Below are 20,435 nucleotides of genomic sequence, written 5' to 3'. Positions count from 1 at the left end.
ATTCCTCCTGTTTGCATCACTCCGTCGGGTTCTATGAGTAGTACCTGAGGTCACGTAAATTGCCAGCCCCTCGATGTTTCAACAGGGCCGGGACCGGGCCCCTCCATGGGCCTCCGGTAGGGGGCGGCTAGCGCGCCGGTAGTCAATCCGGGTCATCATCCCTGGTCCAAGTGGGTCAGGAGGTGTGAATGGAGAGCATGGGGCAGCAAAACATTTGGCAGAGATGACGGCGAGCTGTGTCCGAGGGGGGATAAAGTCGAGTCATCGTCAACACGCCGGTGGCCTCAGACCGGCCTGCCGCTTCCGTGCTGGCGGTTCATCGGTCCGCGCCGACACGGCCCTGAGCACCCCCTCGGGCCCACCGGTGCGGCGATCACTTTTTCGGGGCTGCTTCATGGATCGCCCGATTCTGGGCAGTGGCATGGTGCGTCGAGGATCAAGACTGCCGGCGCGGATAGGACGGTGTACCAATGCGGGGGCGTAATCTGCGGGGAGAACTCGACGCCTTCCTCGCCGGATCAGAGCAGGAACTGATCGGCTTCCGGCGTGACCTGCACATGCATCCCGAGCTGGCGTTCGCCGAGTACCGGACGACGCAGCGCATCGCGGACCGGCTGACCGCCGCCGGGCTCGTCCCCTCGGTGCTGCCGCGCGGCACCGGCCTGATCTGCGAGGTCGGCAGCGGCGACGGGCCGACCGTCGCGCTGCGGGCCGACATCGACGCGCTGCCGGTGCCCGATGAGAAGGACGTCTCCTACAGCTCGACGGTCCCCGGTGTCTGCCACGCCTGTGGCCACGACGTGCACACCACGATCCTGCTCGGCACCGCGCTCTTCCTCGCCAAGCAGGCGGAGGCCGGGCTGCTGCCCGGCAGGGTCCGGCTGATCTTCCAGCCCGCCGAGGAGCTTCCCGGTGGCGCGCTCGAGGTCATGGCCGCGGGCGGCATCAGCGGCGTCGACCGCATCTTCGGGCTGCACTGCGACCCCCGCGTCGACGTCGGCAAGGTCGGGCTCAAGACCGGGCCGATCACCTCCGCCTGCGACAAGGTCTTCATCCGGGTGAGCGGTCCCGGCGGGCACACCGCCAGGCCGCACCTCACCGCGGACCTGGTCTTCGCCCTGGCCAAGATCCTCACCGAGCTGCCCGCCGCGCTGTCGCGCAGGATCGACCCGCGCTCGTCGCTGAGCCTGGTCTGGGGCCGGGTCGAGGCGGGGTCGGTGGCGAACGCGATCCCGGACGAGGGCCTCGCCGAGGGCACCGTGCGCTGCCTGGACGAGCAGGCGTGGCATGCGGCCCCCGACATGATCAAGACTCTGCTCGAGTCCGTCGCGGGCGCCTACGGGGTCGAGGCCCGCATGGACTACGTCAGAGGCGTGCCGCCGGTGGTCAACGACGAGGTCAGCGTGCAGATGCTGGCCGAGGCCGCGGGAGGCGTGCTGGGGGAGGGTGCCGCGGAGCCGACGCAGCAGAGCCTGGGCGGCGAGGACTTCGGCTGGTACCTCGAGTCCATCCCCGGGGCCTTCGCCAGGCTCGGGACCCGAACCCCGGGCTCCCCGCACCTCGGCGACATCCACCAGGGCACGTTCGACGTGGACGAGGCCTGCATCGCCGCGGGCGTGCGCTTCATGGCGGCCACCGCGCTGACCGCCCTCTGGGAGGGGCGGCGGCCGAGCGCGACCGAGCCGGTCGCGGGCATCGCGATCGCCTGACCGTCGCCTGGCTCCCTCGCCTGGCTCCTTCGCCCGGCTTCGCGGTCTGGCACCGCGTCGTCCGGCCGCCGCTGTTCCGTCGTCCGGCGGCCGCCGGACGACGGGTGGGACCCGCGGGCTGATCGCCGGTGGACCTGCGGTGGGGGGCGATGCCTTACCGTGACGCTATCGTGAGGGCGGCCGAAGCTACCGTTAGGTAGGATCGGCCGTCCTTGAGGGTCACGAGGTGGCGTGAGCTGCATAACGGACCTGTTGCGGACTGGTGCGCTGGTTTGGTCAAGCATGGTCAACCAACTATCTTCCGTGCAGGGTTGCCGTGCGTCTCTTCGCGCGTGCACTGAACGCGAAGGGGGTCCATCTTGCTTCAGAACCGATTCGGCAGGCTGACCGCGGCCGTGGTCGCAGGCGGCATGCTCATGGGGGCTGCCGCGTGCGGTGGAAGCGAGGCGCCGGCCACGTCGGCCAAGCCGGAGGGCGGCGCGAGCAGCGCGCCCCCGGCGGCGAAGGGCCCGAAGGTCGGCCTGGCGTACGACATCGGCGGCAGGGGTGACCAGTCGTTCAACGACGCCGCCGCCGCGGGTCTCGACAAGGCCAAGACCGAGCTCGGCCTCGCCGACACCAAGGAGCTCGAGGCGGGCAGCGGCGAGACCGAGGCGGCCAAGGAGGAGCGGCTCAGGCTGCTCGCCCAGGGCGGCTACAACCCGGTCATCGCCATCGGCTTCGCCTACTCGGGCTCGCTGAAGAAGGTCGCCGCCGAGTTCCCCGACGTGAAGTTCGCGATCGTCGACGACGCCGCGGCCATCGCGCCCAACGTCTCCAACCTGCTCTTCGCCGAGCAGGAGGGTTCCTACCTCGTCGGCGCCGCGGCGGCGCTGAAGTCGAAGAAGGAGCACATCGGCTTCGTCGGCGGTGTTCAGGTGCCGCTGATCCAGAAGTTCCAGGCGGGGTTCTTCGCCGGGGCCAAGAAGGTCAAGGCCGACATCCAGGTCGACGTCAAGTACCTCACCCAGCCGCCGGACTTCACCGGCTTCAACGACCCGGCCAAGGGCAAGACCGCGGCCCAGGGCATGTTCGACGCGGGCGCCGACGTGGTCTACCACGCCGCGGGCGGTTCCGGCGGCGGCGTGTTCGAGGCCGCGAAGGCCGCGAAGGGCCTGGCCATCGGCGTCGACTCCGACCAGGCCAAGACCGCCGCGGCCGACGTACAGAGCGTCATCGTGACCTCCATGATCAAGAAGGTCGATGTCGCCGTCTTCGACTTCCTGAAGAGCTTCACCTCCAACTCGGTGAAGCCGGGCGTCACGACCTACGACCTCAAGGCGGGCGGCGTCGACTACTCGACCACCGGCGGCCAGGTCGACGACATCAAGGCCCAGCTCGACGAGCTCAAGCAGAAGATCATTTCCGGCGAGATCGTCGTCCCGGACAAGACCTCCTGATTCGATGTCAATGAAGGGCCCGGCGGATTTTTCCCCGGGCCCTTTGGGTAGCTTTCCGCGTTGCGTTCCGTAGTCATGGCCATCCGCACGGAGGGGGCCGTCATCAGTACCTCGACACCGGCCGTCGAGCTAGAGGGGATCACCAAACGGTTCCCCGGCGTCGTCGCCAACCGCGACATCTCCCTGTCCGTCCAGCAAGGTCACGTGCACGCCGTCGTCGGTGAGAACGGCGCGGGCAAGTCGACCCTCATGAAGATCCTGTACGGCATGCAGCGCCCCGACGAGGGCGAGATCCGTGTCACCGGGAAGCCCGTGACCTTCAAATCCCCCGCCGACGCGATCGCCATGGGCATCGGCATGGTCCACCAGCACTTCATGCTCGCCGACAACCTGACCGTGCTGGAGAACGTGATCCTCGGCAGTGAGCCCCGTGCAGGGGGGATCGCGATCGACTTCGGCGCCGCCCGCAGGAAGATCAGGCAGATCTCCGACTCCTACGGCCTCGGCATCGACCCGGACACCACGGTCGAGGACCTGGGCGTCGGAGCCAGGCAGCGGGTCGAGATCCTCAAGGTCCTCTACCGGGGCGCCCGGATCCTCATCCTCGACGAGCCGACCGCCGTGCTCGTGCCGCAGGAGGTCGACGAGCTCTTCGAAAACCTGCGCGGGCTGGTTCGCGAGGGGCTGACGATCATCTTCATCTCCCACAAGCTGGACGAGGTGCTCTCCGTCGCGAACGCCATCACCGTCATCAGGCGCGGCACGACCGTCGCGGAGGTGAATCCCGGGGACGTCACCGCCAGGCAGCTCGCCGAGCTGATGGTCGGCAGCGAGCTGCCCAGTCCCGAGACGCGTGAGTCGACCGTCACCGAGACGGTCGCGCTGTCGGTGCGGAACCTGACGGTCCGCTCGGCGGACGGCAGGCCACTCGTCGAGGGGGTCGGCTTCGACATTCACAGGGGCGAGGTGCTCGGCATCGCGGGCGTCGAGGGCAACGGCCAGGCCGAGCTGGTCGAGGCCGTCATGGGCATGCGGTCCTCGGAGGGCGAGATCCGCCTCGGTGAGGAGGACATCTCCGCCTGGCCGACGCTGCGCCGCCGCGAGGCGGGCATCGGCTACATCCCCGAGGACCGGCACCGGCACGGCCTGCTGCTCGAGGCGCCGCTCTGGGAGAACAGGATCCTCGGCCACCAGACGCAACGGCCGAACGTCAAAGGCCCCTGGATCGACCGCGCGGGCGCCCGCAAGGACACCCGGCGCATCGTCGAGGAGTACGACGTCCGCACGCCGGGCATCGACGTGGACGCCGCCGCGCTGTCGGGCGGCAACCAGCAGAAGCTGATCGTCGGCAGGGAGATGAGCGGGAACCCGGTGTTCCTGATCGCCTCCCATCCGACCCGTGGCGTTGACGTCGGGGCGCAGGCCGCGATCTGGGACCACCTGCGCGCCGCCCGCGCCGCGGGCCTGGCCGTACTGCTGATCTCGGCTGACCTGGACGAGCTCATCGGCCTGTCCGACACGCTGAAGGTCATCCTGCGCGGGCGCCTTGTCGCCGACGTCGATCCGCTGACGGTCACGCCGGAGCAGCTCGGATCGGCCATGACCGGTGCCGGGGAGGCGGCGTGAACATCCACACAACCCATACGCCAGTGAGGGCGGGCGTCCGTACGGCGCGCACGTTCGCGGGGGTGGTCGCGTGAGTTCCACGGAGCCGACCTTCGCCGACCGGCTGCTCGGCCGGGTCAAGCTCGGCGGCCTGCTCTCGCTCGCCGCGCCGATCCTCGCCGTCGTCTTCGCAGGCCTGATCACCTCGATCGTCCTGCTGATCACCGGCGACCCCCCGCTGGAGACGCTGGGCGTCATGGTCGACTACGGCGTGCAGCCCCGGTCGATGGTGCTGGCGCTGAACCTGGCGTCGGGTTACTACCTCTCGGCGCTGGCGGTGGCGATCGGGTTCAGGATGAACCTGTTCAACATCGGCGTCGACGGGCAGTATCGTCTCGCGGCGCTCATCGCGGCGGCGGTCGGCGGTGCGATCACGCTGCCCGGCCCGCTGCACGTCGCCGCCATCATCCTCGTCGCGGTGCTGGTCGGCGCGGGCTGGGCGTCGATCGCGGCCCTGCTCAAGGTCAGGCGCGGCGTCAGCGAGGTCATCTCCACGATCATGCTGAACGCCATCGCCACCGCGCTCGGCTCCTGGCTGCTCAACAAGGACCGGCTCGCGGTCGAGGTCGCGGGCAGCAACAACATCGGCACGAAGCCGCTCGGCCCCTCCGGACAGGTCCCGGGGATCCCGCTCATCCCGGGAACCCCGCTGAAGGTGGACGGGCTGATCATCCTGGCGGCCGTCATGGGCGTGCTGTACTACGTGGTGCTCAACCGGACCCGCTTCGGCTTCGACCTGCGCGCCACCGGGCGTTCCGAGCCCGCGGCGGTGGCCAGCGGCGTCAACGTCAAGCGGATGGTCCTCATCGCGATGGTCCTGTCGGGCGCGGTCGCGGGCCTGGCCGGCATGCCGAACCTGCTCGGTGAGTCCTACAGCTACAGCCTGAACTTCCCGCCGGGGCTCGGTTTCATCGGCATCGCGATCGCGCTGCTCGGCCGCAACAACCCCGTCGGCATCGCCTTCGGCGCCCTGCTGTGGGCCTTCCTCGACACCTCGTCGAACATCCTGCAGCTGCATGAGATCTCCCCGGAGATCGTTCAGATCATGCAGGGCACGATCGTGCTGTCGGTCATCATCGCCTACGAGCTCGTCCACCGCTACCAGATCTCGGCGGGACAGCGCAGGGTCAGCAAGGAACTGACGGGCGGGACCCAGGTCCAGGCCGAAGGAGCGTCGGCATGAGCGGAGACCGTCTCATCCCGGTCCGGGTCGAAGGAGCGTCGGCATGAGCGAAGGCGGTCTCACCCTGGCCAAGGCCCCCGTCGTTGAGCCCCCCAAACCCCGCAGGTTCAGGGTCACCTGGCAGGTCCTGCTGTCCGCCTTCGGCGGGCTGGTCCTGCTGCTGTCGATCACCAGGGCCGTCACCGGCGCCGTCGACCTCACCTCGGCGGGGGCGATCAACGCCGCCGTCGCACTGGCGGTGCCGATCGGCCTGGCCGGTCTTGGCGGCCTGTGGTCGGAACGGGCCGGTGTGGTCAACATCGGCCTGGAAGGCATGATGGTCCTGGGCACCTGGTGCGGCGCCTGGGGCGCGCTGCACTTCGGCAACCCCTGGGCGGGCGTGCTCGCGGGCGCGATCGGCGGTCTCCTCGGCGGCCTGCTGCACGCGATCGCGACCGTGACCTTCGGGGTCGACCACATCATCTCCGGCGTCGCGATCAACATCCTGGGCCTGGGCGTCACCCAGTTCCTCTCCAAGATCACATTCGCCGAGATGCCGGGTGGCGGCGACACGCAGTCGCCTCCCGTGCCCAAGCCGGGCATCGTGAGCGTGCCGGGGATCGGGGACCTGCTGGCCTCGCTGGAGTCCAACCACTGGTTCCTCGTCTCCGACGTGGCGGGCATCCTGCGGGGCCTGCTCACGAACGTCTCGCTCTTCACCGTCCTGGCGATCGCGCTGGTCCCGCTGAGCTACTACCTGCTCTGGCGTACGGCGTTCGGCCTGCGGCTGCGCTCCTGCGGCGAGCGCCCGGTCGCGGCGGAGTCGCTGGGCGTCAACGTCTACGCCTACAAGTACGTCGCGGTGCTCGTCTCGGGCGCCATGGCGGGGCTCGGCGGCGCGTTCCTCTCGCTGGTCGCCGCGACCGCCTACCGCGAGGGACAGACCGGAGGCCGGGGCTTCATCGGCCTGGCCGCCATGATCTTCGGCAACTGGCGTCCCGGCGGCCTGGCCGCGGGTGCGACGCTGTTCGGCTACACCGACGCGCTCCAGCTCCGCAGGGGCGGGGAGTCGGTGCACGCGCTGCTGCTGGTGGTCGCCATCCTCGTCGCCGCGGCGGCGGTCTACCAGCTCGTCGCGCAGCGGCGCACCAGAGCCGCGCTGATCAGCGGGGTCGCGGCGGTCGCCGTCTTCACGGTGTTCGCGCTGACCCAGACCGTCCCGTCCGAGTTCACCTCGGTCGCCCCGCACATCACCACGCTGCTGGTGCTCTCGCTGGCCGCCCAGCGGCTCCGGCCGCCCGCGGCCGATGGCGTGCCGTACCGCAGGGGACAGGCGAAGTGACCGCGCCGGGCGCGGCGCCGGGTGGGGCGGCGGTTTTCAGTGGGGAATGACTGTTTTGAGTAGGGTGGCGGGCAGGGCGCGGGTGATCACCCGTCCACGAGTGGAGCGAGCCGGATGACCATCGACTGGGCCGCCCTCAAGGCGGAGGCCGTACGGGCCATGGCGAACGCCTACGCCCCCTACTCCAGGTTCCCCGTCGGCGCTGCGGCGCTCGTCGATGACGGGCGCCTCGTCTCCGGCTGCAATGTGGAGAATGCCTCGTACGGCATCGGCCTGTGCGCCGAGTGCGGCCTCGTCTCCGCGCTCCAGGCCACGGGCGGCGGCAGGCTGGTCGCGTTCACCTGCGTCGACGGGCACGAGGAGCTGCTCATGCCGTGTGGCAGGTGCCGCCAGTTGCTGTTCGAGTTCGGCGGGCCCGAGCTGCTCGTCGAGACCGTGGACGGCCCGAAGCCGATGGCGGAGATCCTGCCGTACGCCTTCGGGCCCGACGACCTGAACCGGGGGAACTGACCGTGGACGCGATCGACGTCATCGTCACCAAGCGAGACGGCCGTGAGCTGTCCGCCGAGCAGATCGACTGGGTGGTCGACGCCTACACCAGGGGCGTCGTCGCCGAGGAGCAGATGTCCTCGCTCGCGATGGCCATCCTGCTCAACGGCATGAACCGGCGGGAGATCGCCGAGTGGACCCAGGCCATGATCCGCTCCGGCGCCAGGATGGACTGGTCCGCGCTGCCCGGCCCTACCACGGACAAGCACTCGACCGGCGGCGTCGGCGACAAGATCACACTACCGCTCGCCCCGCTGGTCGCCGCGTGCGGCGGTTACGTGCCCCAGCTCTCCGGGCGGGGTCTGGGCCACACCGGGGGCACGCTGGACAAGCTGGAGTCCATTCCGGGCTGGCGTGCCTCGCTGTCCAACGACGAGATGCTCGACGTGCTCGGCAAGGCCGGTGCGGTCGTCTGCGCGGCGGGGGACGGGCTCGCCCCCGCGGACAAGAAGCTGTACGCGCTGCGCGACGTCACCGGCACCGTCGAGTCGATCCCGCTGATCGCCTCCTCGATCATGTCGAAGAAGATCGCGGAGGGCACCGGGGCGCTGGTGCTGGACGTGAAGGTCGGTTCCGGCGCCTTCATGAAGACCGTCGACCGGGCCCGCGAGCTGGCCACGACGATGGTCGAGCTGGGCACGGACGCCGGGGTCCGCACCGTCGCGCTGCTCACCGCGATGGACCGGCCGCTCGGCAGGGCCGTCGGCAACGCGCTTGAGGTCGCCGAGTCCGTCGAGGTGCTCGCGGGAGGCGGCCCGGCGGACGTGGTCGAGCTGACCGTGCGGCTGGCCCGCGAGATGCTGGCCGCCGCCGGGCTGACCGGGGGCAAGGACCCGGAGCGGGCCCTTGAGGACGGCTCCGCGATGGACGTCTGGCGCCGGATGATCAGCGCCCAGGGCGGCGACCCCGACGCTCCGCTGCCCAGGGCGGCCGAGACTCTTGAGGTGACCGCGCCCTCGTCGGGCGTGCTGACCAGGCTCGACGCGTACGGCGTCGGCCTGGCCGCCTGGCGGCTCGGCGCGGGCAGGGAGCGCAAGGAGGCCCCGGTGTCCTTCGGCGCGGGCATCGTGCTGCACGCGGGTCCCGGTGACACCGTCCGCGAGGGGCAGCCGCTGATGACCCTGCACGCGGACGAGGCCTCCCGCTTCGAGCGGGCGCTGGCCGCGCTTGAGGGCGCCTACACCGTCGGCGAGAGTCCCGCTCCCGAGCTGTTGCCGTTGGTGATCGACCGCATCACCGCCTGACCTCCGGTCACATTCCCTCCGGCCGCGTCACCGTGCCGGGGTGCGCGGCCCTGACCGGGGGCCGTACGGGAGGTGGCAGGTTTCTCAGCCCGCGCGGGTCACCCCGATGACCCGCGCAGGCTGAGAAGTCTGTCGACGAGAGATCTGGCGTGATCGGGCCCGGCCGGGCGGTTGAAGAAGATCGCGTGGTAGTAGAGCGGCGCGATGATCACCTCCATCAGCTCCAGCAGCGTGGGCGGCTGCTCCCCGCGCGCCGCCGCCCTGTCGAGCATGGCCTGTAGTTGAACACCCCGGTTTATCAGGAAGGTCTCGCCCTCTGGGCCGCGTGAGCCCACCATGCCCGCCCGCATGAGCAGGGCGGCCAGCGGTCCCGAGACGTCCTCGGCGACCTGCAACGCGTAGGCCTCGATGTCGCCGCGGAGCGTGCCCGTGTCCGGCACGGGTGACCCCTGCGAGAGCCGCTCGTACACCACGTCGTCGATCAGCCCGCTGAGCGTGCCCCAGCGCCGGTAGATCGTGGCCTGGTGCACGCCGGAGCGTTCGGCCACCTGGGCGATGCTCACGTCGTCCCACTCCTCCTCGCGCAGCAGCTCCAGCACCGCCTCGTGTACGGCGGTGCGGACCCTCGCGGTGCGGCCACCCGGCCTGCGTGCAGGTTGCATGGAACCATATTAACGCGAAGCCTCTTGCTTTAAGCGCCAAGGGCGCGCTACCTTGAAGCGAGCTTGAAGCGAAATAACTTGCATTAAGGAGTTAGTAGATGCGCCCGTTCATCTTCGAGAAGGACACGACGTTCTGGTACGAGACGCTGCGCTCGTTCGGTCACATCACCTACGGCGGAGCCGACTTCGGCGAGGTCGTCATGACCGCCCAGCGGATCGTCGAGAGCGACTACGACAGCTGGCACGACGAGTGGCTGGCCACGGCGGACCGGGTGGCCGCGGAGGCCGAGCACTGGCTCGCGGCCGGGCAGCCGGTCAGCGCGGGCGACGGCTTCCTGCGGGCGTCCAACTACTACCGCGCGGCCGAGTTCTTCCTGCACGGCGACCCTTCGGACCCGCGCATCGACGCCGCCTACGCGCGGCAGGTCGCCTCCTTCAGGAAGTTCGCCGAGATCCGCGGCATCGAGCCGGTCGAGATCCCCTACGAGGGCACCGCGCTGCCCGGCTACTTCTACCGGGGCAGCGGGGGCGCCACGGTGGTCATGCACAACGGCTTCGACGGCAGCGCCGAGGAGATGCACTTCTTCGCCGCCGCAGCGTTGCACGAGCGCGGCTTCAACGTGCTGGTCTTCGACGGTCCTGGGCAGCCGGGGGCGATGCGCCGGGGCCTGGTCTTCCGGTCCGACTGGGAGCACGTGGTCGGCCCGGTGCTCGACTGGCTGCTGGCCAGGCCGTACGTGGATCCGGAGCGGGTGGCGCTGCTCGGGGCCAGCATGGGAGGCCTGCTGGCGCCGCGCGCCGCCGCGTTCGAACCCAGGATCAAGGCGGTCATCGCCTTCGACGGGGTCTACGACATGGGCGCCGTCATCGCGGAGAGGTTCGGCGGCGACCGGGAGGCGACCAGGCAAGCCCTGGCCCAGCCGGAGGCCGACGATATCGTCCGCGGCCTGATGGCGCAGGACACGGTCACCCGCTGGGCCGTCACCCACGGCACCTGGGTGACGGGGACCTCGCCGAGCGGCTACCTGACCGCGATGCTCGGCTACCACCTGCGCGACGGTGTCGCCGAGCGGATCGCCTGCCCGACGCTCGTCTGCTCGGCCCCGGACGACTTCAGCTTCAAGGGCCAGCCCGAGACCTTGTACGCGCACCTGACCTGCGACAAGACGCTCATCGAGTTCACCGAGGCCGAGGGGGCGGACGCCCACTGTCAGTCGGGCGCCCAGCGCCTGGCCATGGGCCGCATCGGTGACTGGCTGGAGAGGACCCTCCGATGAAGAAGATGCTGCCCGCGCTGCAGTGGGACGTGCTTCCCGCGGTCGCCGCCTACTACGTGCTGCGCTGGTTCGGCCTCAGCGAGTACGCCGCGCTGCTCGCCGCGACCTGCGTGGGCGCGCTGCGCGTGGTCTACGTGGCCGCCAGGGAGCGCAGGCTGGACGGCTTCGCCGCCTGCACGGGCCTGGTGTTCGCGCTCGGCCTGGTCCTGTCGTTCCTCACCGGTGACGAGCGGTTCATGCTGGTCATCAAGTCGGTCACCACGACGGTCCTCGCCCTCGTCCTGGCCGGAACCTGCCTGGCGGGGCGCCCCGCGGCGTTCGGGATCGCCAAGCGCTTCGGCGCGGAGGACGAGGCGACCGCCGTCCGCTGGGACGTCCTCTACACGGCCCGGCCCGCCTTCAGAAGGGTGTACCTCGTGATGACCCTGACCTGGGCCGTCGCCCTGCTGGCCGAGTCGTCCGTCCGCATCCCGCTCGTCTACCTGCTGCCGGTGGACGTCATGGCGGGCCTGTCGCCGATGCTGCTGATCGGCACGCTGGTTCTGCTCGGCGTCTGGTCGGCCCGGTACGGGGGCCGGGCCGAGCGGGCGCTCACATCGGCCCCGCCGTCGCCGGTGCCGCCCGCGCAGCCCTGAGTACGGCCGGCGGCCTTGAACACGGGGGCTCGAACACAGGGCTCGAACACGGGGCTTTGAGCACCCGGGGCTTGAACGCGGGGGCTCGAACGCGGGGCTTGAACGCGGGGGCTCGAACACGGAACACGGCCTGCGGCTTCGAACGCGGGTCGTGTTCCGTGTTCCGTGTTTTGGAAGGCGCGCTCAGACCTTCGCCGAGTGGGAGGCGGAGGTGAAGATGTCCGTCAGCACAGCACGGTGGGTGGAGACGGCCTCCGCGTGGCGTGCCCGGCCCTCGGGGGTGATGAGGACGAAGACGCCCCGCCGGTCGGCCTCGCACATGCCCCGGCACACCAGACCCGCCTTCTCCAGGCGGGCGATCAGCCGGGAACACGCGCTCTGGCTGAGATGGACGGCGTCCGCCACCTCCTGGACACGGTATTTCTCCTGGCCGCCCTCGACCATGCGCTCCAGGACCTCGAACTCGCTCATGCCCAGGTGATGTCGCTCGGAGAGCTCGCGTTCCAGTGCACATGAGGTCGCGGCGTGCTTGGCCAGCACATCCCGCCATGCGTGGACTACGGACTCCTCACTCATGTCGCGGATCATAGCATGTGTGAACATCTAATGCACACGAATTAAATTCGTTTGCATTAGATGCGCCTGCATGTATTGTTGCCCGCATGACCTCCTCCTCAACCGAAGAGCGCTGGGACACGCGCCTCTGGGCCGCGCTCGCGGTGCTCTGCGCTGTCATCTTCCTCGACGCCCTCGATGTCTCCATGGTGGGAGTGGCCCTACCGTCCATCCAGGCCGACCTCGGTCTGTCCACCTCCTCCCTGCAATGGGTGGTCAGCGGTTACGTGCTCGGATACGGCGGCCTGCTGCTGCTCGGCGGCCGCACCGCCGACCTGCTCGGGCGGCGTAAGGTCTTCCTGGTCGCGCTCGCCGTCTTCGTGGTCGCCTCGCTTCTCGGCGGCCTGGTCAACGACGGCACGATGCTGATCGCCGCCCGGTTCATCAAGGGTGTGAGCGCCGCGTTCACCGCGCCCGCCGCGCTGTCCATCATCACCACGACCTTCGCCGAGGGCCCGGCCCGCAACAGGGCCCTCAGCATCTTCACCGCCTCCGGGGCCAGCGGTTTCTCCCTGGGCCTGGTCATCTCCGGTTTCCTGACCGAGCTCGGCTGGCGCTGGACGTTCCTCATGCCGGTGCCCGTCGCGATCATCGCGCTGATCTCGGCCCTGAAGGTTCTGCCCAAGCGGCACGAGGAGAGGGCGGAGAGCGGCCACGACATCATCGGCGCGGTGACCATCACCGCCTCGATGCTGCTGCTCGTCTTCACCGTGGTCGAGGCGCCCGGGGCGGGCTGGTTCTCGCTGCGCACCATCGGCTCCCTGCTGGTCGCCGCCGCGCTGCTGGCCCTGTTCGTGCTGACCGAGCTGCGGGTCAAGCACCCCCTGGTACGGCTCGGCATCCTGCGCTCGGGGCCGATCGTCCGCGCCAACCTCGGACTGGTGATCCTGTTCGGCTCCTACGTCGGCTTCCAGTTCGTGGCCATGCAGTACTTCCAGAACTTCCTGCACTGGTCGGCCCTGGCGACGGCTCTGGCGTTCCTGCCCGCCGGGCTGCTGGTGGCCGTGACGTCGACCAAGATGGGCAGCCTGGCCGACCGGTTCGGCACCGGCAAACTGATCGCGATCGGCTCGGCCGCGCTGGCGGGCGCGTTCACGCTGTTCCTGCGGCTCGACGAGAACCCCAGCCTGGCCACGCTGATCATCCCCGGCATGTTCCTGGTGGGCATCGCCTTCGCCCTGTCCTTCCCCTCGCTCAACATCCAGGCGACCAACGGCGTCGCGGACGACGAGCAGGGACTGGCCTCCGGCCTGCTCAACACCTCGGGGCAGGTTGGCGGGGCGATCGTGCTGGCCGTCGTGACCGCCGTGCTCACCTCCGACCCGAGCGCCAACCCGCTGGACTCCTTCCACGCGGCGATCACAGTCTCCGCGATCCTCGCCGTGGTCGGCCTGCTGATCTCGCTCACCGGCCTGCGTCGCCCCGGCACGGTCTCCGCCGTCGAGGAGGAGAAGGTGCTGGAGACCGTCTGAGAAGACTCGCGCGCCGTACGGGAAACACGGGCTCGTACGGCGCGCGGGCGACTTGGGGAAGGCCGTCGACGGGCACCGGGGCACCGTCGGCGGCCTTCCGCCTGTCCGATCCTCGTGCGCCGCCACCGCCTCTGATGAACCTCCTGACTCATGTCAGGACTACGTCAAGCCAGATCTTCGCATGGGGTGAACCTGTTCTGGGAGCTGGGCATCTAACGGGGCAGGAGGCCACCATGAAGCGCACCCGCGTTGCCCTTGTCCTTGCTCCGTTCATCCTGCTGACCGGCTGCGGCAGCGCGACCACCCCGTCCGGGATCTCGTCCTCGCCCGTCCCCGTGACGACGCTCGCGCCCACGACCACACCCGCGACCACGGTCCCGCCGAGACCGCCGACCCCGGCGTCGTCCGCCTCCCCGGAAAGTGGGCTCAGGCCTCCGACGAGCACCAGGGAGGTCGAGGTCAGGCGAACGACGGACAACCCGCCGCTCGTCCTCGGGGCACGATTCGCCGCGCACGAGGGGTTCGACCGGGTGGTGATCGACCTCAGGGGAGGGCTGCCGGGATACAGCGTGCGGTGGGTGCCCAAGCTCGTCCAGGACGGGTCGGGCGACCCGATCGACGTCAAGGGCGGGGCCTATCTCCAGGTGACGATCACCCCGGCCAACGCGCACGGCGAGTCCGGCTCCCCGACCTGGGTCGGCGGCCCGATCTTTCAGGCCGACCTGGGAAACGTGCAGACCGTGGTCAAGACGGGCGACTTCGAGGCCGTGGTCGGTGTGGGCATCGTCCTTGACCACAAGGCGGGCTTCAGGGTGCTGGAGCAGAGGAACCCGCAGCGCCTGATCGTCGACGTCGCGCACTGAGCACCATGCGCCGTGACCCGCGGTGAGGAGGCGTTTGGAGATCGTGGCCTATGGCCCGCGATGGCAAACTGGCCTGATGGTACGCAAAATCGACAATGCCACGCGCATCCCGGTTCCGGGTGGCAAGACCATCGACGAGTACGTCGGTCGGGTCAACAGCGGTGACACGCAGATCTCGATCGCGCACATGACGGCTCCGCCGGGGTGGAGCGAGCCGGCCCAGGTGCCGGAGTTCACCGAGTACACCGTGGTGCTCAGGGGCACGGTCCTCGTGGAGCACGACGAGGGCGTCACCGAGGTCGACGCCGGGCAGGCGTTCGTGAGCGAGCCGGGGGAGAAGATCCGCTACAGCTGCGGCCCCGACGGAGCCGAGTACATCGCCGTCTGCCTGCCCGCTTTCTCCCCGGAGACCGTCAACCGCGACGAGTGAACCAGGTGGCGGCCGGTCGGGAACTCACGGCGAGCGGGAAGACCGTCCTGGAAAACGATGAGGTGTCCGTTACGTGCCCACGTTTGTGGGCTTGACCTGGAGTGCGCTCCACGTCCCAGACTCCCTTTCCGGGGCCCGGAGACGACGGGCCGTACCGAAGGGACACCATGAAGTACCGCACCATCGGCACCGACCCGAAGACCCGCCGCGAGGTGAGCGTGCTCGCCCTCGGCGCGATGCGCTTCGGGTCGGAGACCGACGAGAAGACCTCCTTCGCCGTCCTGGACCGTTACGTCGAGGCGGGCGGGACGTTCGTCGACACCTCCAACAACTACGCCTTCTGGGTCGACGGTGGCCAGGGCGGCCAGAGTGAGGAAGTGCTCGGACGGTGGCGGCGCAGCCGTGGTGTCGGTGACGAGATCGTCATCGCCACCAAGCTGGGCGCACGGCCGCTCGCCCCCGGCACCGGCTACGTCGACAACGGCGAGGGACTGTCCGCGAAGGTGATCCGGGAGTCCGCTGAGCGCAGCCGGGAACGGCTCGGGGTCGACAGGATCGACCTGCTCTACGCGCACATCGAGGACAGGACGGTCCCGCTGCGCGAGACCGTGGAGGGCTTCGCCGAGCTGGTCGCGGAGGGGACGGTCGGGTTGCTCGGGGTGAGTAACCACGCGATCTGGCGGGTCGAGCGGGCCCGCGCCATCGCGGCGGCGGCCGGGCTGCCCGGCTACGAGGTCCTGCAGTACCAGCACAGCCACCTGCGCCCACGCTTCGACGTGCGCGACGCATTTTTCCAGGACGGCAGCCTTGGCCACGCCGGAGCCGAACTGCTGAGCTATCTGCGGGCCGAGCCGGACCTGACCCTGGTCGCCTACTCCCCGCTGCTCAACGGCGCCTACGTCCGGGAGGACAAGCAGGTGCCGCCGGACTACGACCACCCGGGAACGCCCGCCAGGCTCGCGGTGCTGCGCGAGATCGCCAAGGAGACCGGGGCGACCGTGAACCAGGTCGTGCTGGCCTGGCAGATCGGCGGCCGGTTCCCGATGATCCCGCTGGCCGGGGCGTCCTCGGTGGCGCAACTTGAGGAGAACCTGGCCGCGGTGGACCTGGAACTGACGGAGGACCAGCGCGCCCGCCTGGACGCGTGCTCATAGCGACGCTGTGCTTATTTGCGCCGCCTGGCGGCGGCGCGGGCTTGGGCGCTTTCGCGCCGGAGCCGAAAGCAGTCCCAGCGGGATGGGCGGGGCGGGTCCCGGTTCGGACAATGGGCCGCCCAGGCCGTGTCTCCTGGCGGTGTGGGCATGACGGGGCGAGGGAGGATGGTTCGCGGTCGTGAAGACGCCGAACACGGGGGTGTGGATTATATTCAGGGTAGTGGCCTCTTTTTAGGAGGGCAACAAAAGGGCGGGCCAGGGGTGTTGTGGAGAACAATGAAATTTCGTATGGGCGAAGAGGGCGAACCGGAATTCCACTGATATCTTGGTTAACCATGAAGAAAGCCATTGTTGCACTGGTGATCGCTGCTGTCGGTTTCTTCTCCCTCTCGGTGTCCTTCGCATCGCCCGCCGCAGCAACCGATGGGGTCATCCACACGCAGTAATAGCCGTTCTCCGCCCTCGGTAATCGCATGATGTCGGTGTGCGGTCCGGGCCCTCCTCCGGATCGCACGCGTGCGGTACGCCGACGCACGCCGGGGGAGCGCGTCGCCGTACCGGTCTTCAGGGGGACGACCCCCAGCTTGTGGGCTTTCGGAGTGGCCCTCGGCCTTTCGAGGGGAATCGCCGGAGGGCTTTTCCAAAAGGAACCGTCATCCGCCCACATCCCATGCGGCTGAGAAGTGGCGCCGAAGGTTCTCACATCACTCGGGGCCTTGAGGTGTTTCGTGTCATGAGGAGGTGGTGCTTTCGGCCGGACGCAGGCGTTCCAGTGAGACCACGGCCAGTGGCCGCCAGTGCTCGGCGCACGCGACGGGAACGGCCACCCAGTCCTTCATCGGGCGATGCTTGCCCGAGGGGTCGAACAGCTCCGCGCCGGGCAGGGCCAGTGCCTCCGCGTGCTCGGCCGTACCAGCCATGAGCTTCAACGCCAGTGTGCTGCCCAGAAGGCAGGCGAAGGCCTTCGACTCGTGCTTCAGTGCACGTTTGCCGAACATCTGAGAACTCACGACACCGCGACCACTCAGATCCTCAGCCAGATCGTCGAACGCGGTCCGCGCTTCCAATTCGCTCATGCCGTCACGTTAGCCGTGTTTCCCGTGGGCGGCCTCGTCGTCGGTGAGACGTCACGTGGGATTCGCCGTACGGCACAGACACGCGTGGCCGGGCCGTGGAAGATCTCGCTGCCCGGAGCGCACCGGCGATCGTCGTTGAACCATCCCTTCGAGGACATGGGATCCGTTCCGTTACTGGAAGCGGGTGACGAAGCGGCGTTGCCAGGGGGTCTCCACGGCGTGTGGCGCGTAATGCCTGCGGACGTAGGCGACCGCCTCGTGGCTGGGCACCCCGTCCAGTACGGCGAGGCAGGCCAGTGCCGTACCGGTTCGCCCGCGTCCGCCACCGCAGGCGATCTCGACGCGTTCGGTCTCAGTGCGTTCCCATGCCTCGCGCAGCGCGTCCCCGGCGGCGGCGCGGTCGGACGGCAGCCAGAAGTCCGGCCAGCGCAGCCAGCGCGCCTCCCAGGAAACAGGGGACGGCTCGCGACCCAGCAGGTACAGCCCGAAGACGGGCAACGGTCCTTCAGGGAGAGGGCGGCGGAGTCCCCGGCCACGCACAAGCCGCCCCGAGGGCAGTCGCAGCACGCCCGCCATCGTGGGTTCCCAGGCGGTGATCACGGAGGGAGCGTAGCCTTCCCCACCGGTTACTGACAGGGTCAGTCGATCCGCTGGCAGATTGCCACCGGCAGCCGGGGAGACCACGTCTTGGTGGCGTCGTCGTACGCACGGGCGTACCCGTTCGTGCCTCCGGCGCAGGGAGCGGCGATCGTCGTCTCCACGTAGATGGTTCCGCCGGGAGTGATGGAATGCGGCCGGGCGGTCTCCCACCTGGAGAACGCCACCCGGCCGGTGTCGTACTTGACGACCAGGTAGACACGGCGGTCGACGGTGAAATTGCCGCCGGCGATCTTGAGGTGGCCGTTGAAGGTGTAGTTGAACAGGAAGGACTGAGGGGCCTGCCTGAGGCTGCTGACGGCGTTGGGGGAGGTCGCGCCGGTGACGACCGTGGTGGACGGGGGCGAGGCGTTCGCGGCGGTGCTGACGGCCGGGACTCCCAGGGCGACGATGCCGGTGGTGGCGGTGACTCCGAGCAGGGTGCGGATGGTGCGGTTCATCGGGATCTCCTGCGTGATGGTGTGAACCGTGCGGCCTGTTGGGGGTTTGTGATGCCATTAACAGGCCGACCGCCTGCAACACGCTTTCAACGGTCTGATGTCCGCATGCAGACCGCTGTAGGTTGCCTGCCCCTGCCCCTTGCCGTTCCGGGGCGTCTGACTCGACTTTCCCGTCCACGTTGTACTTGGTGGGCTTGGAACTGGTGTAGGTGCTGGTCGGCCTTTCGTGCTTGCCGAGACGGGGCAGCGGGACAGAGACGACGGCGTGGTCCATGCCCCAGGGGCGACCTGGCGTTGGAGCGTCCGTCGACACCGGGACCGTACGTCCTGGCGGACCGATGGGAAACCGGTCTGCGGGTCGCGCCAATGAGGTCTTGTCCACCATGTCACGTCCTCCTGTCCGGGTGGATTCCTCGCGGAATGTGCGACGGACCAACGCCAAATGTAACTCTGCGTATTTGATAATGCACAGAATGCTACATTCTCGTGATGTCTGTCCGGAGGCCGACAGCTCGGGCTGTGTCGAACCGGGTTCGATTGTGAATCCGACGGTCATGGTCGTGGAAACGGGCAGGGTGAAGGGCTGTGATCACCTGTCCCCTTCGCCGGTACACACCGGTCTGCGGCCGGCAAGTCATCGCGGCGGCGATGAGTTCGTCTGGGCGCTCGGTATGTACCGGCGAGCCGCATCACCGGCTCACATCACGCCATCGAACAGCCATTACAGAACAGCCGTCACGCAACAGAAGCCATCACAGGCATCGGAAAAGGAAAGATCATGACGGGCAATGACAGCAGGTGGCTCCTGGCCGCCTACCACAACCGCCCCGCCTGACCGGCTCATCCGGCACCTGCCTCGCCTGACCGGATCGTCCGGTACGGCCGTTTTGCGAATCGCCCAGAGGCGGTCGCAGCGGCGTTGCCGTCACTCCTGAACCACCCGTCTAGGATGATGAGATGAGTCAGCCACTCGCTCTTGAGGAGATCCGCCGGGCTCCCAAGGTGTTGCTCCACGACCACCTCGACGGTGGTTTGCGGCCGGAAACGATCATCGAGCTGGCGAGCGAGTCGGGATACGACAAGCTGCCCACGACGGACGCCGCCGCCCTGCGTACCTGGTTCCGGGACGCGTCCGACTCAGGCTCCCTTGAGCGCTACCTCGAGACCTTCGATCACACGGTTGGCGTCATGCAGACGCGCGAAGCCCTGGTACGGGTCGCCGCCGAGTGCGCGGAGGACCTGGCGGCCGACGGCATGGTCTACGCCGAGGTGCGTTACGCGCCCGAGCAGCACACCTCGGCGGGCCTGAGCCTCGAAGAGGTGATCGAGGCCGTGCTGGAGGGGTTCAGGGTCGGCTCGGAGGGGCGGGGGATCAAGGTGGGCACCCTGCTCACCGCGATGCGCCACCAGGCCAGGTCCATGGAGATCGCCGAGCTGGCCGTTCGATACCGCGATGTCGGCGTGGCCGGCTTCGACATCGCCGGGGCGGAGGCGGGCTACCCGCCGACCCGTCATCTCGACGCCTTCGAGTACCTCCAGCGGGAGAACGCCCACTTCACCATCCACGCCGGTGAGGCCTTCGGCCTGCCGTCGATCTGGCAGGCGATCCAGTGGTGCGGCGCGGACCGGCTCGGCCACGGGGTCCGGATCATCGACGACATCGCGGTCTCCGAGGACGGGCAGGCCAAGCTCGGCCGCCTGGCGGCCTACGTCCGCGACAAGCGCATCCCGCTGGAGATGTGCCCGACGTCGAACCTGCAGACCGGTGCCGCCCCCTCCATCGCCGAGCACCCGATCGGGCTGCTGCGGGCGCTGAACTTCCGGGTCACGGTCAACACCGACAACCGGCTGATGAGCGGCACCTCCGTCTCCGAGGAGTTCGCCAAGCTGTCGGAGGCGTTCGGCTACGGCTGGGACGACCTGCAGTGGTTCACCATCAACGCCATGAAGTCGGCGTTCCTGCCGTTCGACGAACGGCTGGCGCTCATCAACGGCGTCATCAAGCCCGGCTTCGCGCAGCTCAAGTGGCAGGCGTGAACGGGGC

General features: G+C 69.0%; 19 protein-coding genes. 14 read left to right on the top strand and 5 right to left on the bottom strand.

Translation table 11 applies throughout. The annotated features are described in order from the left end of the window. Positions 1–470 precede the first annotated feature (470 nt). The 7 genes from AB0395_RS16770 to AB0395_RS16740 all read left to right on the top strand — a co-directional run bounded on the left by AB0395_RS16770 (position 471) and on the right by AB0395_RS16740 (position 9,110). Complete coding sequence (locus AB0395_RS16770; protein ID WP_366281433.1) at positions 471–1,709, top strand: amidohydrolase; 1,239 nt, start codon at positions 471–473, stop codon at positions 1,707–1,709. 359 nt (positions 1,710–2,068) lie between these two features. Beyond that, positions 2,069–3,148: a BMP family ABC transporter substrate-binding protein gene (locus AB0395_RS16765; RefSeq protein ID WP_366281432.1), complete on the top strand. Its 1,080-nt coding sequence runs from the start codon at positions 2,069–2,071 to the stop codon at positions 3,146–3,148. A 75-nt stretch (positions 3,149–3,223) separates the two neighbouring features. Further along, a complete protein-coding gene (locus AB0395_RS16760) occupies positions 3,224–4,774 on the top strand; it encodes an ABC transporter ATP-binding protein (protein ID WP_366281572.1) in 1,551 nt (516 codons plus the stop codon). Positions 4,775–4,844: 70 nt separating this feature from the next. Further along, a complete protein-coding gene (locus AB0395_RS16755) occupies positions 4,845–5,996 on the top strand; it encodes an ABC transporter permease (protein WP_366281430.1) in 1,152 nt (383 codons plus the stop codon). 43 nt (positions 5,997–6,039) lie between these two features. Further along, on the top strand, positions 6,040–7,317 hold the full coding sequence (locus AB0395_RS16750; RefSeq protein WP_366281428.1) for an ABC transporter permease: 1,278 nt from the start codon (positions 6,040–6,042) through the stop codon (positions 7,315–7,317). A 114-nt stretch (positions 7,318–7,431) separates the two neighbouring features. Beyond that, positions 7,432–7,827 (top strand): cytidine deaminase, encoded by a 396-nt coding sequence (locus tag AB0395_RS16745; RefSeq protein WP_366281427.1) that lies wholly within the window; start codon positions 7,432–7,434, stop codon positions 7,825–7,827. A 2-nt stretch (positions 7,828–7,829) separates the two neighbouring features. After that, entirely contained in the window at positions 7,830–9,110 is a 1,281-nt protein-coding gene (locus tag AB0395_RS16740; protein WP_366281425.1) for a thymidine phosphorylase, read from the top strand. A gap of 98 nt (positions 9,111–9,208) precedes the next feature. On the opposite strand, the gene AB0395_RS16735 is transcribed toward AB0395_RS16740, so the two are convergent. After that, a complete protein-coding gene (locus AB0395_RS16735; protein WP_366281424.1) occupies positions 9,209–9,772 on the bottom strand; it encodes a TetR/AcrR family transcriptional regulator C-terminal ligand-binding domain-containing protein in 564 nt (187 codons plus the stop codon). 98 nt (positions 9,773–9,870) lie between these two features. Between AB0395_RS16735 and AB0395_RS16730 the strand changes: the two genes are divergently transcribed. Further along, a complete protein-coding gene (locus AB0395_RS16730; protein ID WP_366281423.1) occupies positions 9,871–11,049 on the top strand; it encodes an alpha/beta hydrolase in 1,179 nt (392 codons plus the stop codon). Continuing rightward, positions 11,046–11,684, top strand: a complete 639-nt coding sequence (locus AB0395_RS16725) for a VC0807 family protein (RefSeq protein WP_366281421.1) — start codon at positions 11,046–11,048, stop codon at positions 11,682–11,684. Before AB0395_RS16730 ends, AB0395_RS16725 begins: the two co-directional genes overlap by 4 nt. A 183-nt stretch (positions 11,685–11,867) precedes the next feature. Here AB0395_RS16725 and AB0395_RS16720 read toward each other — a convergent pair whose 3' ends face one another. Further along, a complete protein-coding gene (locus AB0395_RS16720; protein WP_366281419.1) occupies positions 11,868–12,260 on the bottom strand; it encodes a MarR family transcriptional regulator in 393 nt (130 codons plus the stop codon). 86 nt (positions 12,261–12,346) lie between these two features. Here AB0395_RS16720 and AB0395_RS16715 point away from each other — a divergent pair, with 86 nt between their 5' ends. From AB0395_RS16715 to AB0395_RS16700, 4 genes are all read left to right on the top strand, one after another. Further along, the gene (locus AB0395_RS16715) at positions 12,347–13,771 is read left to right on the top strand and encodes an MFS transporter (RefSeq protein ID WP_366281418.1); all 1,425 of its coding nucleotides are present in this window, start codon (positions 12,347–12,349) and stop codon (positions 13,769–13,771) included. A 233-nt stretch (positions 13,772–14,004) separates the two neighbouring features. Beyond that, positions 14,005–14,634 carry a hypothetical protein gene (locus AB0395_RS16710; RefSeq protein ID WP_366281417.1) on the top strand — a complete coding sequence of 210 codons (630 nt, stop codon included), beginning with the start codon at positions 14,005–14,007 and terminating at the stop codon, positions 14,632–14,634. A gap of 76 nt (positions 14,635–14,710) precedes the next feature. Further along, positions 14,711–15,064 (top strand): cupin, encoded by a 354-nt coding sequence (locus AB0395_RS16705; RefSeq protein WP_366281415.1) that lies wholly within the window; start codon positions 14,711–14,713, stop codon positions 15,062–15,064. A 167-nt stretch (positions 15,065–15,231) separates the two neighbouring features. Beyond that, positions 15,232–16,218 (top strand): aldo/keto reductase, encoded by a 987-nt coding sequence (locus tag AB0395_RS16700; protein ID WP_366281414.1) that lies wholly within the window; start codon positions 15,232–15,234, stop codon positions 16,216–16,218. A 731-nt stretch (positions 16,219–16,949) separates the two neighbouring features. Here the strand turns inward: AB0395_RS16700 and AB0395_RS16695 are convergent. The 3 genes from AB0395_RS16695 to AB0395_RS16685 all read right to left on the bottom strand — a co-directional run bounded on the left by AB0395_RS16695 (position 16,950) and on the right by AB0395_RS16685 (position 18,391). Further along, the gene (locus AB0395_RS16695) at positions 16,950–17,294 is read right to left on the bottom strand and encodes a hypothetical protein (protein ID WP_366281412.1); all 345 of its coding nucleotides are present in this window, start codon (positions 17,292–17,294) and stop codon (positions 16,950–16,952) included. Between the two features lie 171 nt (positions 17,295–17,465). Next, positions 17,466–17,870, bottom strand: a complete 405-nt coding sequence (locus AB0395_RS16690) for a protein phosphatase (protein WP_366281570.1) — start codon at positions 17,868–17,870, stop codon at positions 17,466–17,468. A gap of 62 nt (positions 17,871–17,932) precedes the next feature. Next, positions 17,933–18,391 carry a hypothetical protein gene (locus AB0395_RS16685; RefSeq protein ID WP_366281410.1) on the bottom strand — a complete coding sequence of 153 codons (459 nt, stop codon included), beginning with the start codon at positions 18,389–18,391 and terminating at the stop codon, positions 17,933–17,935. A 957-nt stretch (positions 18,392–19,348) separates the two neighbouring features. Between AB0395_RS16685 and AB0395_RS16680 the strand changes: the two genes are divergently transcribed. Beyond that, positions 19,349–20,428 carry an adenosine deaminase gene (locus AB0395_RS16680; protein ID WP_366281409.1) on the top strand — a complete coding sequence of 360 codons (1,080 nt, stop codon included), beginning with the start codon at positions 19,349–19,351 and terminating at the stop codon, positions 20,426–20,428. The last annotated feature ends 7 nt before the right edge of the window (positions 20,429–20,435 follow it).

The sequence above is a fragment of the Streptosporangium sp. NPDC051023 genome (assembly GCF_040689595.1).
GTDB lineage: Bacteria > Actinomycetota > Actinomycetes > Streptosporangiales > Streptosporangiaceae > Streptosporangium.
This window is presented reverse-complemented; position numbering and strand designations above follow the sequence as displayed.